Raw genomic sequence first — 18350 nt, 5'->3', positions numbered from 1 at the left:
CCCAATGCGTTCATCGCTTGGCGATGATATACACCGCATGCACGATCCCCGGAATGTACCCCAGCAGGGTCAGCAGAATATTCAGCCAGAATGCCCCGCCGAAGCCCACCTGCAGAAACACCCCAAGTGGCGGCAGCAGGATGGCGATGATGATACGAATGAAGTCCATGCGAGTCTCTCCTGAAGGGTCTCAACAAAGACTAGCCGCGCTTCGCAGAGGTTCCACACCCCTGCAATACCGGGCAAAAAAAAACGCCCCTGGCCAAATGAAACAGGCCAAGGGCGATGCGCAGAAACGCCAGACGGTTCGTTGAATTCGGTTACGCCGGCATTTCCCGGCGGGCCTGCTGCTGTGCATGCAGACGAGCAAAGGCGCGGGCCAGGCGCAGGAGCATTTCGTCGATGTTGCCCTTGCTCACGGTCAGCGCGGGCGAGAAGCGCACCACATCGGCCTGCGGGGCATTGAGCAGCAGGCCTTCATGCAGGGCAGCCTTGACCAAGTCCTGAGCGACGCGCTCCTGCAGTTGCAAGGCCCACAGCAGGCCTTGGCCGCGCGCCTCGCCCTGGCCATATCGCCCCGCCAAGCGGCAAAGGCCTTCACGCAGGTGGCGACCGCTGTCCTGTACATGCTCGAAAAAGCCAGGCTCCAGCACGGTATCGAGCACTGCCAGGCCAGCAGCGCTCATCAGCGCGTTGCCATGGTGGCTGCCTTCCAGCTCACCCGGCTCGGCGCAGCAAGCGCTACCGCGCGCCAGCAAGGCCGCCAGCGGCACACCACCACCCAGGCCCTTGCCCAGGGTGATGATGTCGGCCCGCACGCCGTAGCTCTGCTCGGCGAGCAGGGCGCCACAACGGCCGATGCCGGTCTGCACCTCATCGAGGATCAACAGGATGCCCAGCTCGCGGCACAGTGTTTCGACGCCCTTCAGGTACGCCTGCGTGGCCGGAATAACACCTGCCTCGCCCTGGATCGGTTCGAGCATGATCGCGACGGTGCGCGAATCCACTGCTGCATGCAGCGCCGCCAGGTCATTGAACGGCACCTTGCTGAAACCCGGCAGGCCCGGTTCGCAACGATTGCACGGCAGTGGGTCGGAGGCCGACAACGCGCCCAGGCTGCGGCCATGGCAAGCCTGGCTGGCAGTGATGATGTGATAGGCGCCGTTACGGTGTAGCTGGCCCCATTTGCGCGCCAGCTTGATCGCCCCTTCGCAGGCTTCGGCGCCGCTGTTGAGCAGGTAGGCCTGGTCGCTGCCGGTGCTCTGGCACAGGCGTTCGACCAGTGCCAGCAGCGCGCGGCTGTGATAACCGGAACCTGGGTTGATCAGTGCCTGGGCCTGGTTACCCAGTGCCTTGACCAGCACGCTGGGGCTGTGGCCAAGGCTGTTTACCGCACCACCCTGGGTGAAATCCAGGTAGGCATGCCCTTCGCTGTCCCACAACCACGAACCCTGACCACGCACGAACATCTGCGGCGCACGTTCGGTGCTCGGCATCAGGCGCTCGCGGGACAACTGCGGCGCATCCGCCACGGTCACCGGCGCACGCTTGGGCTCGGCGACAGCGGCGGCTGCCGACCGGCGCAGGTTGAACAGGTTCATCAGGGCTCCAACCAATCACGGTAAAGGGCGGCTATGTGCGGTCTGAATGCCGGCACTTGATATTTAGCCTTGCCTATCAAAAGTGTTTTTCATCTGGGGTAACAATCAGCTCAATGACCGCTGTAACCCACTGGAATACGGCGATAGACTAGGCTTCGCGAAGGTTTTCGACCATTTCGTTTTTCCAGCATTTTCGATAAGTGTTACTTATGGATTTCCGCCAACTGCGTTATTTCGTCGCGGTGTACGAAGAAGGCCACGTAGGCCGCGCCGCCGAGCGTCTGTCACTGTCCCAGCCAGCGCTTTCCCAACAGATACGCCAACTGGAACACAGCCTCGACCTGAACCTGTTCGAGCGCAGCAACAAGCGCCTGCTGCCGACCTTGGCCGCACACACGCTGTACAACCATGCCCTGCCGTTGCTCGATGGCTTGCAACGGGCCCATGAGGCCATGCGCAACTTCAAGGGCCAGTCCCTGCGCACCTTGGCCATCGGCGTGCTGCAGACCGTGCGGCCAAGCCTGGTGCCGCAGCTGCTCGAACGCTTGCGCAAGGCACAGCCGCACCTTGTGGTGCAGATCTACGAGCTGTCGGGGCTGGAAATCGAACGGCGTTTGCTCAATGGCAGCCTGGACATCGGCATCAGCTACCTGCCGCCGCGCCAACCTGGGCTGCATGGCCTGCTGCTGTACGAAGATGAACTGCAACTTGTCATCCCCGATACCCACCCCTTGAAGGATTTCAAGAAGGTGTCGATCCGTCAGGCAGCCGAGCTACCCATGCTGATGCTGGGCGAGGAGTTTCAGATTCGCCAGATCTGGCAGGCGCAGTTGGCCAGCCAGGGGCGTCGGCCGCAGGTGCAGGCAGAAATGAACAACATGGCCGGGATTCTCGACAGCCTGGCGCACACGGCGCTGGCCACCATCCTGCCTGGCCGGGCCAAGGACGCGGCCGAGGATGACCAGGGCCTGCTGTGGAAGCCATTGAGCGAGCCGCGGGTGCCGCTCAAGGTTGGGCTGGTGTTCCGCGATGCACAGCGCCAGCAGGCGTCGGTCGAGCTGCTGCGTACAGTGCTGGAAGAAGAGACAGACGCGCGCCACCTGGGAGGCTCGCCACTGGATGTGCTCGGCTGAAAGGATGTGCTCGGCTGCAAAACACGCGCACAAAGAAAACCCCGCCGAAGCGGGGTTTCCCAGACTGTTTCCCTGTGACATCCATATCGCCCCGCCATCCTGGCAGGAAGTCCTTCGTCGTCTTCCTTGATCTGTCCTTTGCGCTTCCTGCGCAACGTCCATGTGGTAAAGATTACCTGTGGATCCAATCTGAGAACAGTGGTGAAAAGTCACCACGTTGTGTAGGAAAAGGCTTACAAAGAGGATTCATTGCTAGTCATACCGGGGATTGGGGGCGCTTCGCCCCCCCAGCATCAACAGATCAGAACTGCTGAGCCTCCAGCAGATACAGCGCCTCGCTCCCCGCCTTGACCGAGGCCACCAATGACTGCACCCGCGGCAACAGACGCGCAAAGTAGAACCGCGCCGTCCCCAGTTTGCCGGAGTAGAAGGCTTCATCCCCCTCGCCAGCCTTGGCCGCCCGCGCCATCAACGCCCACATGTAGCCATAGGCGACGTAACCAAACGCCTGCAGGTACTCGACCGAAGCGGCGCCAATTTCATTGGGGTTACCCTTGGCCTGCTCCAGTACCCACTCGGTCAGCCCGTCCAGCTGGTCAAGGTAAGCACCCAAGGGTTTGGCAAACTCATCCAGTTCACTGTCGGCACCGGCGACAAACCGGCGTATCTCGTCGGAGAACAGCTTGTAGTACGCACCCCCACTGGCCACCACCTTGCGCCCCATCAGGTCGAGGGCCTGGATGCCGTTGGTGCCTTCGTAGATCTGCGTAATTCGCACATCACGTACCAATTGCTCCTGCCCCCACTCCCTGATGTAGCCATGCCCGCCGAACACCTGCTGGCCATGCACGGTGCACTCAAGGCCAAGGTCGGTGAGGAAGGCCTTGGCAACCGGGGTCAACAGCGCCACCAGTTCTTCACTGCGCTTGCGGGTGGTCGGGTCTTCGCTGTACTTGGCACTGTCGAGCTGCATCGCCACGTAGCTGGAGAAGGCGCGTCCGCCTTCGATCAAGGCCTTCATGGTCAACAGCATGCGCCGTACGTCCGGGTGGACGATGATCGGGTCTGCGGCCTTGTCCTTGGCTTGCGGGCCGGTCGGGGCGCGGCTCTGCAGGCGGTCACGGGCATACTCCACGGCGTTCTGGTAGGAACGTTCGGCCGATGCCAGGCCTTGGATGCCTACGCCCAGGCGCTCATAGTTCATCATGGTGAACATGGCCGCCAAACCCTTGTTCGGCTCACCGACAATGTAACCGACCGCTTCGTCGAAGTTCATCACGCAGGTGGCTGATGCCTGGATACCCATCTTGTGTTCGATCGAGCCACAGGTGGCGGGGTTGCGTGCGCCCAGGCTGCCGTCCGGGTTGACCAGGAACTTGGGCACCAGGAACAACGAAATACCTTTGGGCCCGGCCGGGGCATCCGGCAACTTGGCCAGCACCAGGTGGATGATGTTCTCGGTCAGGTCATGCTCGCCACCGGTGATGAAGATCTTGGTGCCACTGACCTTGTAGCTGCCATCGGCCTGGGGCTCCGCCTTGGTGCGGATGATGCCGAGGTCGGTACCGGCATGGGGCTCGGTCAGGCACATGGAGCCCGCCCAGACGCCAGCGTACATGTTGGGCAGGTAGGCTGCCTTGAGTGCTTCACTGGCGTGGGCATTGATCGACAGGCAGGCGCCGGCAGTCAGCATCGGGTACAGGCCGAAGGCCAGGCTCGACGCGTTGACCATTTCCTCGACCTGGGCCGAGATGACCTTGGGCATACCCATGCCGCCGAACAGCGGGTCACCGCCCACACCCACCCAGCCGCCTTCGGCATAAGTGTTGTAAGCGTCGATGAAGCCAGCGGGCGTGCTCACCGCACCGTTGTCCCAGCGGCAGCCCTCTTCATCGGCGGCGCGGCTGAGCGGGGCGATGGTCCGCGCGGTGACCTTGCCGGCTTCCTCCAGCACAGCCAGGGCGGTTTCGGCATCGACCACGTCGGCCAGCGCGGGCAACTGTGCCCATTGCTCGGCCACGTTGAAGACTTCATTCAGAACGAAGCGCATGTCGCGCAGGGGCGCTTTATAGTCGGCCATGACAACCTCTCGCTAGTAGGGTCGGGGCGGTCTCGGAGAACCGCGACACTGGGTTGCTGGCAGTGTAACCGAACAACTTTTACGAGACATAGGGTCATCAGTTGACCGTATGGTCTAATCTGGTCATGCCATTCGCACCGCTCCACGTTGCGATTGTTGCCCATGCACCATGACACAATTGCGCCCCGCCTCTTTGGCGCTATACAGCGCCTGATCGGCAGACTTGAGCACGGCCTCCGGGTTGCGGTGATCGGCTTGGCGCTCGGCAACGCCGATGCTGATGGTTACCGAAACCGTACCGGCGCCGCTGCCACCGCGGCGCTGTCGCCCTGCCGAATCGTCCTGCGGGCGGCTGTTCGGGTCACGCAGTTGCATGGCGTAGTTGGCAATCATCTCGCGCACGGCTTGCACGTGCGGCACACATTCTTCTGCCGTCTTGCCCGCGAAGACCAGTGCAAATTCCTCGCCGCCATAGCGATAGGCCCGACCGCCGCCGGTGACCTTGGACAACCGGCTGGCCACCAGCCGTAGCACCTGGTCGCCGACATCGTGGCCGTGGGTATCGTTGAATTTCTTGAAGTGGTCGACGTCGGTCATGGCGATCACATAGTTGCGCCCTAGCCGTTGCATGCGCTCGTTCAAGGCGCGGCGCCCCGGCAGGCCGGTAAGCTCATCACGAAAGGCCATCTGATAAGCCTCGTGCGCGACGGCAGCGGCGATCATCAACATCACCTGGCTGCACATGATGTTCAGGGTGAAGGGCAGGATGAACGTTTGCGGCAGCATCCAGAAGACGCCGATCAGGCCAATCACCTGCGCCGCGTGCAAGGGCCTGGGCTCGCGCAGGTACTGCACCACCAGCAGGATGAACACCGCGAGGAACAACGGGTAGGCCATCTGGATCAGGCTCATCCACTGGCCATGCAAGGACGGCCAGCGGATCTCCGCCAGCCACGTCAGCAGCGTATCGGGGTAGCTTTGCTCGAGGGCCACAGCGACGCTGGCAACGGCAAACAGCACCGCGAAGCGCGCGACCAGGTCCTGCAGCAGGTGGGTGCGCTCCTGCCAGGCGCCATACAGCGCGAACAGGGCTGGTAGCAGCAGGCACACCAGATGGAAGATCACCGCGGCATCCGCGCGCACGTGGCCGTTGTCGCGGTAGAAGTCGGTCTGGGTGTCGAGCAGATAGTAGGCGATGTACACCGTGACCATCAGAAACAGCTCGCGCTGGCGGCGATAAACGGCGCAGTAGGCACCGCCCAATAGCAGGACCAAGGTGGGCAGCACATTGAACAGCGACGTGAAAAAGACACTGAGGTCTCTTACGTAAGCCGCCGCAAGGCCTGCCAGCAACAGAAACAGCGAAGGCAGGAAGTGGCTTACGCGTACAGCATCAAGACGAAACAAGGGTAATCTCCAACCCGGCAGATCAATAGTGGCATTGTGCCCTTATTTCATCGGCAGCGCGCGTGAACAGTTGAATACCCGCTGGCAATGCCCTGACCCCGAAACGAAAAAACCCGCCTGCCGGTGAGGGCAGGCGGGTTTTTTCTACAGCTTATGGGTCAGTAAGACAGACCGAAGTGCTCTTCTTCCATCGCCATCAGGTTACCTGCACCCGACAGCATCGCCGCCACATGGGTACGGGTACGCGGCAGGATGCGCTGGAAGTAGAAGCGCGCGGTCTGCAGCTTGGCGGTGTAGAACGCCACTTCTTCAGTACCGGCAGCCAGCTTTTCGGCAGCCAGGCGGGCGATGTCAGCCCAGAAGTAGGCCAGGCAGGCATAACCGGAATACATCAGGTAATCGACCGAAGCGGCACCCACTTCTTCGCGATCTTTCATGGCGGCCATACCGACCTTCATGGTCAGCTCGCCCCATTCCTTGTTGATGGCCGCCAGCGGCTCGACGAACTCTTTGACCGCCTCGACGCCTTCTTGCGCCTGGCAGAACTTGTGCACGATCTTGGTAAAGCCCTTCAGCGCTTCACCTTGGGTCATCAGCACCTTGCGGCCGAGCAGGTCGAGGGCCTGGATGCCGGTAGTGCCTTCGTACAGCATGGAGATACGGCTGTCGCGCACGTTCTGTTCCATGCCCCACTCGGCGATGAAACCATGGCCGCCGTAGATCTGCACGCCGTGGTTGGCGGCCTCGAAACCGACTTCGGTCATGAAGGCCTTGGCGATCGGGGTCATGAAAGCCAGCAGCGCGTCAGCTTTCTTGCGCTCTTCTTCGTCCTGGCTGTACTTGACGATGTCGACCTGCTTGGCGGTGAAGTAGACCATGGCGCGGTTGCCTTCAGCGAAGGCTTTCATGGTCAGCAGCATGCGGCGCACGTCCGGGTGGACGATGATCGGGTCGGCCGCCTTTTCAGGGGCTTTAGGGCCGGTCAGCGAGCGCATCTGCAGGCGCTCACGGGCATACTTCAGGCCGCCCTGGAAGGCCACTTCGGCGTGGGCCAGGCCTTGCAGTGCGGTGCCCAGGCGAGCGGTGTTCATGAAGGTGAACATGCAGTTCAGGCCTTTGTTGGCCGGGCCGATCAGGTAGCCGGTTGCGCCGTCGAAGTTCATCACGCAGGTGGCGTTACCGTGGATGCCCATCTTGTGTTCGATCGAGCCACAGCTCACGGCGTTACGCTCGCCGGCAGCGCCTTCGGCGTTGGGCATGAACTTCGGCACGATGAACAGCGAGATGCCTTTGGTACCAGCCGGGGCATCGGGCAGGCGGGCCAGCACGATATGGACGATGTTGTCGGCCATGTCGTGCTCGCCAGCGGAAATGAAGATCTTGGTGCCCGACACTTTGTACGAACCGTCAGCCTGAGGCTCGGCCTTGGTACGCAGCATGCCCAGGTCAGTGCCGCAGTGCGGCTCGGTCAGGCACATAGTGCCGGTCCACTCGCCGGAAACCAGCTTGGTCAGGTAGACCTCTTGCTGCTCAGGCGTGCCGTGCTCGGAAATGGTGTTCATGGCGCCATGGGACAGGCCGGGGTACATGCCCCACGACCAGTTCGACTCACCGACCATCTCACTCAGGGCCAGGCCCAGCGATTCCGGCAGGCCTTGGCCGCCGTGGGCAACGTCATGCGCCAGGCTCGGCCAGCCACCCTCGACAAACTGCTCGTAAGCCGCCTTGAAGCCGGTCGGCGTCTTCACGCCCGACTCGCTCCAGGTGCAGCCTTCCTGGTCGCCAACGCGGTTCAGCGGGGCCAGTACCTGCTCACAGAATTTCGCGCCTTCTTCAAGGATCGCGTCGACCATGTCGGGCGTGGCGTCCTCGCAACCCGGCAGGCTCTGATAATGCGCTTCGTAGCCGAGCAGCTCGTCGCGAACGAAACGGATATCACGCAAGGGGGCTTTGTAATCAGGCATTGCGGTGAACCTCTGTGATGAGTTCGGGGGTGATCGGTACTACCGACAAGCTCTTGGCGGCTTTCGATCAAACAGTTGTTTGAAACTTACGTTTAGCACGCGCGGATGTCAAGGAGGGACGATGGTGCCATTTACGTCACGAAAAATGACGTTTCGGCCATTGCACGACGATCAGTGTCTGAAATGCACAGGCTGCGGGAGCGGGTTTTCCCGCGAACAGGGCCTCCCAGACGATAAAGGTGTCTGATCGGACGCATTCGCGGGTAAACCCGCTCCCACAGTGTTGAAAGGAGGTGTTTTACAGGGGACGCCAGAAATCAGGCGTAGGTGTCGATGATCCGACCGAGCATTTCGTCGGAAGCCTTGACGACTTTTGCGCCAAGCTCCACTTCATGCTTGCCCAGTGCCAGTTGCACGGTACTGGTCGCCATGTCCATTTGCTGGCTGCGATCGACCGCGCGCAGGCGTTCTGCCTGAAAGTCGCTGGACTGGCTGGTGGCAGTGCGCTCGGCACTGTTGTTGGCAATCTGGCTGGTGTTGGCAATCTGGCTGGCGGCTTGATCGACGCGGTTCTGGCCGGTCTGGATTGCGCTCAGGCCCGCGTAGTAGGCGGAGCTACCGGTGATTTCCATGTCAGGACTCCATTGACGCTGGATGACGAACAGGCCTAATTAAAGCAGGCGACGGCAGAAAAGGCCCGTTTAAATCGTTAATGGCCCAGTGCCAGTCGATAGACAGCGGCGGTTAATCGAGCAAATCCAGCTGCAAATGCTCCGCCACCATGTCGGCACTCGCCTGCTTCAACTTGGGCACCCGCCCCAGGCAAGGCGCGGGCAACCGCTCGGCGAGGCTGGCCAGGTTCTCTTCCAGGCGCGACGTGCGCGGTTCGATGATGTTCGCCACCCAGCCCGCCAATTGCAGCCCGTCGCGGGCGATCGCTTCGGCGCTGAGCAGGGCATGGCTGATACAGCCAAGGCGTACCCCCACCACCAGAATCACCGGCAGTTTCAGGGCGATGGCCAGGTCAGACAGGTTGGCCTGGCCCGACAACGGCACGCGCCAGCCACCGGCGCCTTCTATCAAGGTGAAGTCGGCGTTTTGCTGCAGCACGTTGCGCATCGCCGCCAGCAGCTCGGGCACGCCCAGCGTGACGCCAGCCTCACGGGCCGCGACATGGGGTGCGATCGCAGGCTCGAAGGCAAACGGGTTGACCTGTTCGTACGGCAACTTGATCGAGCTTTCATCGATCAGCGCCTGCGCATCGCTGTTGCGCAAACCCTTTGGGGTTACCGTGCAACCGGACGCCACCGGCTTGGCCCCCAAGGTGCTCATGCCTTGCAACCGCGCCGCATGCAGCAGCCCGGCGGCAATGGTGGTCTTGCCGACGTCGGTATCGGTACCGGCAATGAAATAGGCCTGGCTCATCTGACTCCCCTTACCCCTGTGGCTTGCGCAACACACCATAGACCACTTGATAAGTGGCTGGCAGCCCCTGGGGCTGGCGAAATGCCTCATATGCCTGCAACAAGCTTTGCATGCGCGCGCGGCCGGTCAGGCCCGAGGGGCGGCCCGGGTTGATGTTGTGGGCGCCAAGGGCCTTCAGTTCGTGGGTCAGGCTGCGTACATCCGGGTAGTGCAGCACATGCGCACGCTGCTGCAGCGTCACGTGCTGCAAGCCACTGCCTGCGCACAGGCGCTGGTAATCGTCGAAGCGGCGGAAGCGGTTGACGTGCACCAGGCCATCCACCGCCTGCCAACTGGCGCGCAGCTCGTCCAGGGTACCGACGCACAGGCTGCTGAACGCCAGCACACCGCCTGGGCGCAGCACCCGCCGCGCCTCATCCAGCACACTGGCGAACTGCCCGCACCACTGCACTGCAAGGCTGGAGAACACCAGGTCGACGCTGGCCTCACGCAGCGGCAGGCGCTCGGCATCGCCGACCACGTGGTACTGGGCACCGCCCTGCTCATGCCGGGCATGGCGCAGCATGCCTTCGGCGATATCCACCGCCACGCCACTGGCCTGCGCGAAGCGCTCGGCCAGCACCCGGCTGAAGTGTCCGGTGCCGCTGCCCAGGTCAAGCCAGCGCGACGGCGCCAGCCCTGCCGGCAACTGGCCCAGCAGGCTCATGCCAACGTCGCGCTGCAAGGCCGCGACGCTGTCGTAGCTGGCCGCCGCGCGGGAAAACGAGGCCGCCACCTGGCGCTTGTCCGGCAGCGCGCCGGGCAGAATCGGACGGGAAAGGTCAGTCATCGCCACTCTCATGCAGGAAACTCTTGATGCCCGCCGCCAGCTCCTGTGGGTACTCCAGCAGGAAGGCGTGGGAACTCTCTTCGACCAGGCCGACTTCCACGTCCGGCAACAGTTCGCTCAGGGCCTTGGCGGCCTCCGCAGGCACCAGCGCATCGCTACCGGCGAACAGGTGCAGTTGCGGCCCGGCGAAGTGTTGCAGGGCCGCGCGGGTATCCAGTTGCGCCAGCACCTGTAAGCCGGTGGCAAGGTACAGCGGGTCGGTGTCCGGCACCCCTACGCCAAGCTGACGCAGCAACGTACGCGGTTGCAGGGCACCGTCGCTGCACAAGCTGCGAAAGCGCTTGAGCGTCACCTGGGTGTGGCTGCGGCAACCGTCGAGGAAGGTGCCGAAGGTGTCGTCGGCCATGCCGTGGGGCCAGTCCGACCGCGCCACGAAGCTGGGGTTGCTGCCCAGGGTCAGCAGGCCGCAGCAGTGATCACCGCGCCTGCTTGCCAGCTCACTGGCCAACATGCCGCCGAGCGACCAGCCGCCCAGCCACGTATCAGTCGGCAGCTTGCGATCGAGGTGGTCGACCCAGGCCTGCACATCGGCTTCGGCCAGTTCCGGCAGGGGCATCAGCTCGACCTGCAGGCGTGCATCCTGAGCCCTGAGGCTGGCAGCCAGTGGCTCCAGCGCAGCGGTGCCCAGGCCCCAGCCGGGCAATAGAATCAGTCGATTTCGCATCGGCGCTCTCCAGTGGTGTTCTCCAGTTGTGGATAACACTCGGCCAATGCATTCAACAATAGCTGCACCTGCGCCTCACTGTGCGCGGCGCTCAGCGTCACCCGCAGGCGCGCGCTGCCGGCGGGCACGGTGGGTGGGCGGATCGCCGTCACCAGCAAGCCCCGCTCGCGCAACATCTGTGACAGGCGCAGGGCCTGGGCGCTGTCACCGATCATGATCGGCTGAATCGGTGTGGGGCTGTCCATCAGCTCAAGGCCGATCTGCTGGGCGCCCTGGCGGAACTGGCGGATCAACGCGGCCAGGTGCTCGCGGCGCCAGGTTTCGCGGCGCAACAGTTCCAGGCTTTTAAGCGTGGCACAGGCCAGCGCCGGGGGCTGGCTGGTGGTGTAGATGTAAGGCCGGGCGAACTGCACCAGCGCCTCGATCAACGCTTCGCTACCGGCAACAAAAGCGCCGGCCGTGCCGCAGGCTTTGCCCAGGGTGCCGATCAGCACGGGTACATCATCCACACCCAAACCAAAGTGCTCGACGATACCGCCACCCTGGGCCCCCAAGGTCCCCAGGCCATGGGCATCATCGACCATCAGCCAGGCGCCGCGGGCGCGGGCGGCCTTGGCCAGGGCCGGCAAATCGGCAAGGTCGCCATCCATGCTGAACACCCCGTCGGTCACCACCAGGGTATTGCCCACGGCCTTGTCCAGGCGGCTGGCCAGGCTGGCCGGGTCGTTGTGCAGGTAGCGGTTGAAACGGGCACCACTGAGCAGCCCGCCATCCAACAGCGAGGCGTGGTTGAGGCGGTCCTGCAGCACCGTGTCGCCCTGCCCCACCAGCGCAGTGATGGCGCCCAGGTTGGCCATGTAGCCGGTGGAGAACAGCAACGCGCGCGGACGCCCGGTCAGCTCTGCCAACGCCTCTTCGACCTGGTGGTGCGGCGTGCTGTGGCCAATCACCAGGTGCGACGCGCCGCCACCGACACCCCAGCGTTCGGCGCCGGCCTGCCAGGCGGCGATCACCTCCGGGTGATTGGCAAGGCCCAGGTAATCATTGCTGCAAAACGCCAACAGCGGCTGGCCATCGACCACCACTTCAGGCCCCTGCGGGCTCTCCAGCAGTGGCCGCTGCCGATACAGGTCTGCAGCGCGCCGTTCGGCCAGGCGCGCTGCTAGATCAAAGGCCATCTCAGGCCGTTGCTGCGTTGTAGAACATCTCGCTGCTGCGCTGTTCGACCAGCGCCTGCTCGATGGCTGCCTGGTGCACTTCATCGGCGTGCTCTTCGCGGGCCTCAGGCTTGATACCCAGGCGGGCGAACAGCTGCATGTCCTTGTCAGCCTGCGGGTTGGCGGTGGTCAGCAGTTTCTCGCCATAGAAGATCGAGTTGGCGCCCGCCATGAAGGCCAGGGCCTGCATCTGCTCGTTCATCTGCTCACGGCCGGCAGACAGGCGCACATGCGACTTGGGCATCAGCAGGCGGGCCACCGCCAGCATGCGGATGAAGTCGAACGGGTCGACATCTTCTTCTTCGGCCAGCGGCGTGCCCGCCACCTTGACCAACATGTTGATCGGCACCGACTCCGGGTGCTCGGGCAGGTTGGCCAGCTGGATCAGCAGGCCGGCGCGGTCATCCAGCGACTCGCCCATGCCGAGGATGCCGCCAGAGCAGATCTTCATCCCGGCATCACGCACATAGGCCAGGGTTTGCAGGCGTTCGCTGTAGGTGCGGGTGGTGATGATGCTGCCGTAGAACTCGGGCGAGGTGTCGAGGTTGTGGTTGTAATAGTCGAGGCCGGCCTGGGCCAGCGCCTGGGTCTGATCCTGATCGAGCTTGCCGAGGGTCATGCAGGTTTCCAGGCCCATGGCCTTGACCCCTTTGACCATCTCCAGCACGTAGGGCATGTCCTTGGCCGACGGGTGCTTCCACGCCGCGCCCATGCAGAAGCGGGTCGAGCCAATGGCTTTGGCGAGGGCGGCTTCTTCCAGCACCTTCTGCACTTCCATCAGCTTCTGTTTTTCCAGCCCGGTGTTGTAGTGGCCGGACTGCGGACAATATTTGCAATCTTCCGGGCAGGCGCCGGTCTTGATCGACAGCAGGGTCGAGACCTGCACGCGGTTTGCGTCGAAATGCGCGCGGTGCACGGTTTGCGCCTGGAACAGCAGGTCGTTGAATGGTTGCTGGAACAGCGCCTTGACCTCGGCCAGGGTCCAGTCGTGACGTGTTGTTGCAGTTGTGCTGGCGCTCATCGGCGTTTCCTTGTTTAGGCTGTAACTGGCGCCGGGACAGGAATGCCCGCCAGCGCATCACGGATAGCTCGCATAGTCATGGAAGGCCTATGAACTGTCAACCCAACCTGAAAGCACTGGTTTACAAGTGTATAAATATTAACCATTACTGTCTGCTCTGCGACGCCCTTGCCGAACAGGCGTACCCACTGTGTGTCGCCTGCGAACAGGCGTTGCCTTGGTTGCAGGACTACTGCCTGCGCTGCGCCCTGCCTTTGCCCATGGCCAACCTGACCTGCGGCCAGTGCAGCCGCCGGGCGCCGGCGTTCGACCAGGTCATCGCGCTGTGGCATTACGGGTTCCCGGTAGACACGCTGATCAGCCGCTTCAAGCACAAACGCCAGTGGCCGCTGGGGCGGTTGATGGCCGAATTGCTCGGCCAGGGCCTGCAACATCGCTATGCAGAAGGCCTGGCGCAACCTGACCTGCTGTTGCCTGTGCCCTTGGCCAAGCGTCGACTGCGTGAGCGCGGCTTCAACCAGGCCGGCATGCTGGCGCGCTGGTTGGCGTCGCAGTTGGGCATCGATTGCGACGAGAGGCTGCTGCTGCGTACACGCGAAACACAGGCGCAGCAGCACCTGGATGCCAAGGCCAGGCGCCGCAACCTGCGCCAGGCCTTCTGCCTCACCGGGCACAAGGCACTGGCGGGCAGGCATGTAGCGGTGGTCGATGACGTGCTGACTACCGGCACCACCGCCCAGTCGATTGCCCAGGTGTTAACCAAGGCCGGGGCACGCCGGGTCGATGTGTATTGCCTGGCACGCACCCCCAAGCCCGTGTAGGAGCGGCCTTGCGTCGCGAAAGGGCTGCGCAGCGGCCCCCGGATTTCAGCGTCGCTGCTAATCCCGGACTCCAGCGTCGCCGCTAATCCCGGATTCCAGCGTCGCCGCTAAAATCGATGGGGGCTGCTGCGCAGCCCTTTCGCGACGCAAGGCCGCTCCTACACCAATCAGGGCCATGCAACCAATCAGGGCCATGCTATAAAGCAACGACCTTGCATCGACGACTGATTACCCTCCCCATGTCCCTACCCGCCCTGCTCACCCAGCACATCGCCCGCCGCCCGCAACGCATCGCCCTGCTCCAGCACATCGCCGAACAAGGCTCGATCACACGCGCCGCCAAGGCCGCAGGCGTCAGCTACAAAGCCGCCTGGGACGCCATCGACGAGCTCAACAACCTGGCCAGCCAGCCCCTGGTCGAGCGCAGCACCGGCGGGCGTGGCGGCGGCGGCGCACGCCTGTCGGTCGAAGGCGAACGCGTGCTGCGTCTTTATCAACGCCTGCAGGCCCTGCAGGCACAAATCCTGGAAGCGGCCGAAGAGTCCAGCGACCTCGACCTGCTCGGGCGCCTGATGCTGCGCACCAGTGCGCGCAATCAGCTGCAGGGCAAGGTCAGCGGCCTACGCCGTGAAGGCCGGCATGACTGCGTAAGCCTAGCGCTGGGCGGTGGCCTGGAGATCGAGGCGCTGATTACCCACGACAGCACCGCGCGCCTGGAGTTGACCCTGGGGACAATGGTGGTGGCGTTGCTCAAGGCCGGTTGGGTGCAACTGCTGGGGGATGGCGATGACGCCGACGCGGGCAGCAACTGCCTCAAGGCAACGGTGGAACACGTGCTGGCGGACGCTGACGGGCCCAGCGAAGTACGGCTGGCGCTGGGCAATGGGCAGACATTGTGCGCGTTCGCCGAAAAGGCGTGGTTGACGCGCAATCGGATTCAAACGGGCAGCCAGGTACGGGCACAGTTCCATCCTTCTTATGTGCTGCTGGGGGTGCCGGTGTAGCTTGGCCGCACCGTTTGGCAAGGTGGAATGCGTTACCATGGCTGCACGCCGCCTATCCCCGGAGCCACCATGTCACACCCCTTCGTCACCCTCACCCCCGACTTGGTCCTGGACGCCGTGGAAAGCATCGGCTTCCTCAGCGATGCCCGGATCCTGGCGCTGAACAGCTACGAAAACCGCGTCTACCAGGTAGGCATCGAAGACTCACAACCGCTGATCGCCAAGTTTTACCGACCTGGCCGCTGGAGCGATGCGGCGATCGTTGAAGAACACCGCTTCACTGCCGAGCTTGCCGACTGTGAAGTGCCCGTGGTCGCGCCTCTGCAGCACGACGGCCGCACATTGTTCGAGCACCAGGGTTTTCGCTTCACACTGTTCCCCCGCCGTGGCGGCCATGCACCGGAACCCGGCAACCTCGACCAGCTCTATCGCCTCGGCCAGTTGCTCGGCCGCCTGCACGCCGTTGCCGCCACACGGCCGTTCGAGCATCGCGAAGCGTTGGCTGTGGACAACTTCGGCCACGCCTCCCTGCAAACCCTGCTCGAAGGCAACTTCGTCCCGCGCGAATTGCGGCCCGCCTTCGAGTCCGTGGCCCGCGACCTGCTGAAACGGGTCGAGGATATCTACGCCCGCACCCCACACAAGGTGATGCGCCTGCACGGCGACTTGCACCCGGGCAACCTGATGCATCGCGACGAGGTGTATCACGTGGTCGACCTTGACGACTGCCGCATGGGCCCGGCGGTGCAGGACCTGTGGATGATGCTCGCCGGCAGCCGCGAAGAACGCCTCGGCCAACTGGCAGAGCTGATCGACGGCTACAACGAGTTCCACGACTTCGACCCACGCGAGCTGCCCCTGATCGAGCCGCTGCGCGCCTTGCGCCAACTGCACCACAGCGCGTGGCTGGCGCGGCGCTGGGACGACCCGGCATTCCCGCGAAGCTTCCCGTGGTTCGGCCAGCCGCGCTACTGGGGCGACCAGATTCTCGCGCTGCGCGAGCAGATGGCAGCCCTCGATGAACAACCGCTGAAATTGTTCTAGAAGTGCGCTGACCTCTGTCTACAATAGGCGTCGCTTTATTTAGCTACCTAAGCAAGGATTCTGCATGCACGCCGCAAACCCGCAACGCGGGTACATCCTGGGCCTTAGTGCCTACATCATCTGGGGCCTGTTCCCTCTCTACTTCAAAGCGATCCAGAGCGTGCCGGCGGTGGAGATCATCGTCCACCGGGTGCTCTGGTCGGCCTTGTTTGGCTCGCTGCTGTTGCTGGTATGGAAGCACCCCGGCTGGTGGCGCGAACTGCGCGACAACCCGCGCCGGCTGGCCATCCTGGCGCTGAGCGGCGCGCTGATCGCTGGCAACTGGCTGACCTACGTATGGTCGGTGAACAATGGCCGCATGCTCGAAGCCAGCCTTGGCTACTACATAAACCCGCTGATCAACGTGCTGCTGGGCATGCTCATCCTGGGCGAGCGCCTGCGCCGCCTGCAATGGCTGGCAGTGGCCATGGCGGCGGTGGGCGTGGCCCAGCAGGTATGGCAGGTCGGCAGCCTGCCCTGGGTCTCGCTGGTACTGGCGCTGACCTTCGGCTTCTATGGGCTGATCCGCAAACAGGCGCCCGTGGCAGCGTTGCCGGGCCTGGTGGTGGAAACCTGGATGCTGGTGCCCCTGGCCCTCGGCTGGCTGTTGCTGCACCCCGCCGCGATGAGCGCGCAGGGCGCGTTCTATACCAGCAGCGAAGCGTTGTGGTTGATGGCGGCAGGGCCGGTAACGCTGGTGCCGCTGGTGTGCTTCAACGCTGCCGCACGCCATCTGCCGTATACCACGCTGGGCTTCCTGCAGTACCTCGCCCCGACCCTGGTGCTGCTGCAGGCGGTGCTGTTGTTTGACGAGCATTTGTCGTCGAGCACCCTGGTGGCGTTCGTGTTCATCTGGGCGGGTTTGGCGATATACAGCGTCGATGCCTGGCTGAATTTGCGCAAGCGCGCCTGATCAAAAAACGATCAAAACTCTGCAGGGCACGTGGGTCGTGGCCTGCAGAGACATCTCCAGAGGTTATCCACACCCTCGTCCCCGTGCTTTGTGCACAAGCTGCTGAATTCTGGGCGTTTTTTGATCAAACCTTTGCAGGCCTTGATGCGCGTGGGCTGGAGAGGTGCGCCCCCAGGTTATCCACAGGGCCGTACCTGTAAAACGGGGGATAACCCTGAGGCCGCAAAGCGGCCCCAGCCATCGCGGATCACTCTTCCGCCCGCAGCTCCAACTCCACCATCAAATCATCCGCCAGGCTCTCCAACCGCTGCTGCAGTTCGTCCAGCGACAAGGTCAACGGCAGCGCCAACAATGCATTGGCATGAAACAACGGCTCACTGCTCATCGGTGCAGGCCGCACTTCAGTGGTAAAGCGCTCCAGGTTCACCCCAAGCTCGGCCAGCAGCCGGGTGATATCGCGCACGATCCCGGGCCGGTCATTACCCACCAACTCCATGGCGATAGGCTTCCAGGTGCACGACGGCTCGATGCCGCTCTCGGCAATCAATACACGAATATCGTAGCGGGCCAGGGCCTGCAGCGACGCGACCAGTTCTGCATAATTTTCCGCCGGCACCGCCACCCGCAGGATGCCGGCGAACTGCCCGGCCATGCGCGACATGCGGCTTTCCAGCCAGTTACCGCTGTGGTCGGCGATGCATTGGGCAATGCGTTCGACCTGGCCGGCCTTGTCAGGGGCAATCACAGTGAGTACAAGATGATCCACAAGCCCTTCCTCTGTGTCGAACCGCGCTGGGCGGCGATAAACCGGGGGATCGATTGAGTATAGGCAAGGCGCGGCAACCTGCCGCAGGGCAATCGACATGACTAATCGTGTACTGTTTCAAGATTTATCTGGAACAATCCACCTGTTTTTTGCGAACATACCAATTCCCAGCGTGACCATACGCGACCAACGGGTCGCACAACGACGCTTTTAGTCTGATTTTGCCCCGCCTACTGCTTCATGTAGTATCCCGTGGCGCGGACTACAAAACGTCGTTTGGATGTCTGCCAAGGCGCCTGTGAAAATACGCACACTGCCCGCCAGCCCGTCTGGCAGGCCGCACCCAGCCGCCCTCGGGTTCA

The 18350-nt window shown here is 63.1% G+C and carries 17 protein-coding genes; 5 read left to right on the top strand and 12 right to left on the bottom strand.

Features of this window, described 5'->3' with window-relative positions; genetic code table 11:
* Positions 1-10 precede the first annotated feature (10 nt).
* Entirely contained in the window at positions 11-169 is a 159-nt protein-coding gene (locus CKW22_RS25325; protein WP_003177654.1) for a YqaE/Pmp3 family membrane protein, read from the bottom strand.
* Between the two features lie 151 nt (positions 170-320).
* Positions 321-1601: an aspartate aminotransferase family protein gene (locus CKW22_RS25320; RefSeq protein ID WP_033703082.1), complete on the bottom strand. Its 1281-nt coding sequence runs from the start codon at positions 1599-1601 to the stop codon at positions 321-323.
* 209 nt (positions 1602-1810) lie between these two features.
* On the opposite strand from CKW22_RS25320, the gene CKW22_RS25315 reads away from it, so the two are divergent.
* Positions 1811-2734, top strand: coding sequence for a LysR family transcriptional regulator (locus tag CKW22_RS25315; protein WP_047583695.1), 924 nt, complete (start codon positions 1811-1813; stop codon positions 2732-2734).
* A 301-nt stretch (positions 2735-3035) separates the two neighbouring features.
* On the opposite strand, the gene CKW22_RS25310 is transcribed toward CKW22_RS25315, so the two are convergent.
* The 9 genes from CKW22_RS25310 to bioB form a co-directional block, all read right to left on the bottom strand.
* Complete coding sequence (locus CKW22_RS25310) at positions 3036-4814, bottom strand: acyl-CoA dehydrogenase C-terminal domain-containing protein (protein WP_095065461.1); 1779 nt, start codon at positions 4812-4814, stop codon at positions 3036-3038.
* A 123-nt stretch (positions 4815-4937) separates the two neighbouring features.
* On the bottom strand, positions 4938-6221 hold the full coding sequence (locus CKW22_RS25305; protein WP_047583694.1) for a diguanylate cyclase: 1284 nt from the start codon (positions 6219-6221) through the stop codon (positions 4938-4940).
* 158 nt (positions 6222-6379) lie between these two features.
* A complete protein-coding gene (locus tag CKW22_RS25300) occupies positions 6380-8185 on the bottom strand; it encodes a phenylacyl-CoA dehydrogenase (protein ID WP_033703087.1) in 1806 nt (601 codons plus the stop codon).
* Positions 8186-8502: 317 nt separating this feature from the next.
* The gene (locus tag CKW22_RS25295) at positions 8503-8817 is read right to left on the bottom strand and encodes a hypothetical protein (protein WP_033703088.1); all 315 of its coding nucleotides are present in this window, start codon (positions 8815-8817) and stop codon (positions 8503-8505) included.
* Between the two features lie 112 nt (positions 8818-8929).
* Positions 8930-9610, bottom strand: coding sequence for a dethiobiotin synthase (bioD, locus tag CKW22_RS25290; protein WP_033703090.1), 681 nt, complete (start codon positions 9608-9610; stop codon positions 8930-8932).
* 10 nt (positions 9611-9620) lie between these two features.
* Entirely contained in the window at positions 9621-10439 is an 819-nt protein-coding gene (bioC, locus tag CKW22_RS25285) for a malonyl-ACP O-methyltransferase BioC (protein ID WP_033703091.1), read from the bottom strand.
* Entirely contained in the window at positions 10432-11163 is a 732-nt protein-coding gene (locus CKW22_RS25280) for an alpha/beta fold hydrolase (RefSeq protein WP_033703092.1), read from the bottom strand. Before CKW22_RS25280 ends, bioC begins: the two co-directional genes overlap by 8 nt.
* A complete protein-coding gene (gene bioF, locus CKW22_RS25275) occupies positions 11148-12341 on the bottom strand; it encodes an 8-amino-7-oxononanoate synthase (RefSeq protein WP_033703094.1) in 1194 nt (397 codons plus the stop codon). Before bioF ends, CKW22_RS25280 begins: the two co-directional genes overlap by 16 nt.
* A gap of 1 nt (position 12342) precedes the next feature.
* Entirely contained in the window at positions 12343-13401 is a 1059-nt protein-coding gene (bioB, locus tag CKW22_RS25270) for a biotin synthase BioB (protein WP_095065459.1), read from the bottom strand.
* Positions 13402-13490: 89 nt separating this feature from the next.
* On the opposite strand from bioB, the gene CKW22_RS25265 reads away from it, so the two are divergent.
* The 4 genes from CKW22_RS25265 (at position 13491) to rarD (ending at position 17222) form a co-directional block, all read left to right on the top strand.
* On the top strand, positions 13491-14222 hold the full coding sequence (locus tag CKW22_RS25265; protein WP_047583692.1) for a ComF family protein: 732 nt from the start codon (positions 13491-13493) through the stop codon (positions 14220-14222).
* 239 nt (positions 14223-14461) lie between these two features.
* The gene (locus CKW22_RS25260; RefSeq protein ID WP_033703097.1) at positions 14462-15226 is read left to right on the top strand and encodes a TOBE domain-containing protein; all 765 of its coding nucleotides are present in this window, start codon (positions 14462-14464) and stop codon (positions 15224-15226) included.
* A 69-nt stretch (positions 15227-15295) separates the two neighbouring features.
* Entirely contained in the window at positions 15296-16270 is a 975-nt protein-coding gene (locus tag CKW22_RS25255) for a serine/threonine protein kinase (RefSeq protein ID WP_095065457.1), read from the top strand.
* Between the two features lie 64 nt (positions 16271-16334).
* Entirely contained in the window at positions 16335-17222 is an 888-nt protein-coding gene (gene rarD, locus CKW22_RS25250) for an EamA family transporter RarD (protein ID WP_033703099.1), read from the top strand.
* Between the two features lie 247 nt (positions 17223-17469).
* Here rarD and CKW22_RS25245 read toward each other — a convergent pair whose 3' ends face one another.
* Positions 17470-17988 carry a glycine cleavage system protein R gene (locus tag CKW22_RS25245; protein ID WP_033703100.1) on the bottom strand — a complete coding sequence of 173 codons (519 nt, stop codon included), beginning with the start codon at positions 17986-17988 and terminating at the stop codon, positions 17470-17472.
* Between the last annotated feature and the right edge of the window lie 362 nt (positions 17989-18350).

This window comes from Pseudomonas sp. Irchel s3f19, from assembly GCF_900187555.1.
Taxonomy (GTDB): domain Bacteria; phylum Pseudomonadota; class Gammaproteobacteria; order Pseudomonadales; family Pseudomonadaceae; genus Aquipseudomonas; species Aquipseudomonas capeferrum.
Note: the sequence above shows the minus strand (reverse complement) of the source record. Positions and strands in the feature narration are given on the sequence as shown.

Coding starts and splice junctions, on each gene's coding strand:
- bioC (WP_033703091.1), bottom strand. CDS start 10,439: ATGACTGACCTTTCCCGTCCGATTCTGCCCGGCGCGCTGCCGGACAAG.
- CKW22_RS25310 (WP_095065461.1), bottom strand. CDS start 4,814: ATGGCCGACTATAAAGCGCCCCTGCGCGACATGCGCTTCGTTCTGAAT.
- CKW22_RS25255 (WP_095065457.1), top strand. CDS start 15,296: ATGTCACACCCCTTCGTCACCCTCACCCCCGACTTGGTCCTGGACGCC.
- CKW22_RS25300 (WP_033703087.1), bottom strand. CDS start 8,185: ATGCCTGATTACAAAGCCCCCTTGCGTGATATCCGTTTCGTTCGCGAC.
- CKW22_RS25325 (WP_003177654.1), bottom strand. CDS start 169: ATGGACTTCATTCGTATCATCATCGCCATCCTGCTGCCGCCACTTGGG.
- CKW22_RS25315 (WP_047583695.1), top strand. CDS start 1,811: ATGGATTTCCGCCAACTGCGTTATTTCGTCGCGGTGTACGAAGAAGGC.
- CKW22_RS25320 (WP_033703082.1), bottom strand. CDS start 1,601: ATGAACCTGTTCAACCTGCGCCGGTCGGCAGCCGCCGCTGTCGCCGAG.
- rarD (WP_033703099.1), top strand. CDS start 16,335: ATGCACGCCGCAAACCCGCAACGCGGGTACATCCTGGGCCTTAGTGCC.
- CKW22_RS25265 (WP_047583692.1), top strand. CDS start 13,491: ATGAACTGTCAACCCAACCTGAAAGCACTGGTTTACAAGTGTATAAAT.
- bioF (WP_033703094.1), bottom strand. CDS start 12,341: ATGGCCTTTGATCTAGCAGCGCGCCTGGCCGAACGGCGCGCTGCAGAC.
- CKW22_RS25280 (WP_033703092.1), bottom strand. CDS start 11,163: ATGCGAAATCGACTGATTCTATTGCCCGGCTGGGGCCTGGGCACCGCT.
- bioB (WP_095065459.1), bottom strand. CDS start 13,401: ATGAGCGCCAGCACAACTGCAACAACACGTCACGACTGGACCCTGGCC.
- CKW22_RS25295 (WP_033703088.1), bottom strand. CDS start 8,817: ATGGAAATCACCGGTAGCTCCGCCTACTACGCGGGCCTGAGCGCAATC.
- bioD (WP_033703090.1), bottom strand. CDS start 9,610: ATGAGCCAGGCCTATTTCATTGCCGGTACCGATACCGACGTCGGCAAG.
- CKW22_RS25260 (WP_033703097.1), top strand. CDS start 14,462: ATGTCCCTACCCGCCCTGCTCACCCAGCACATCGCCCGCCGCCCGCAA.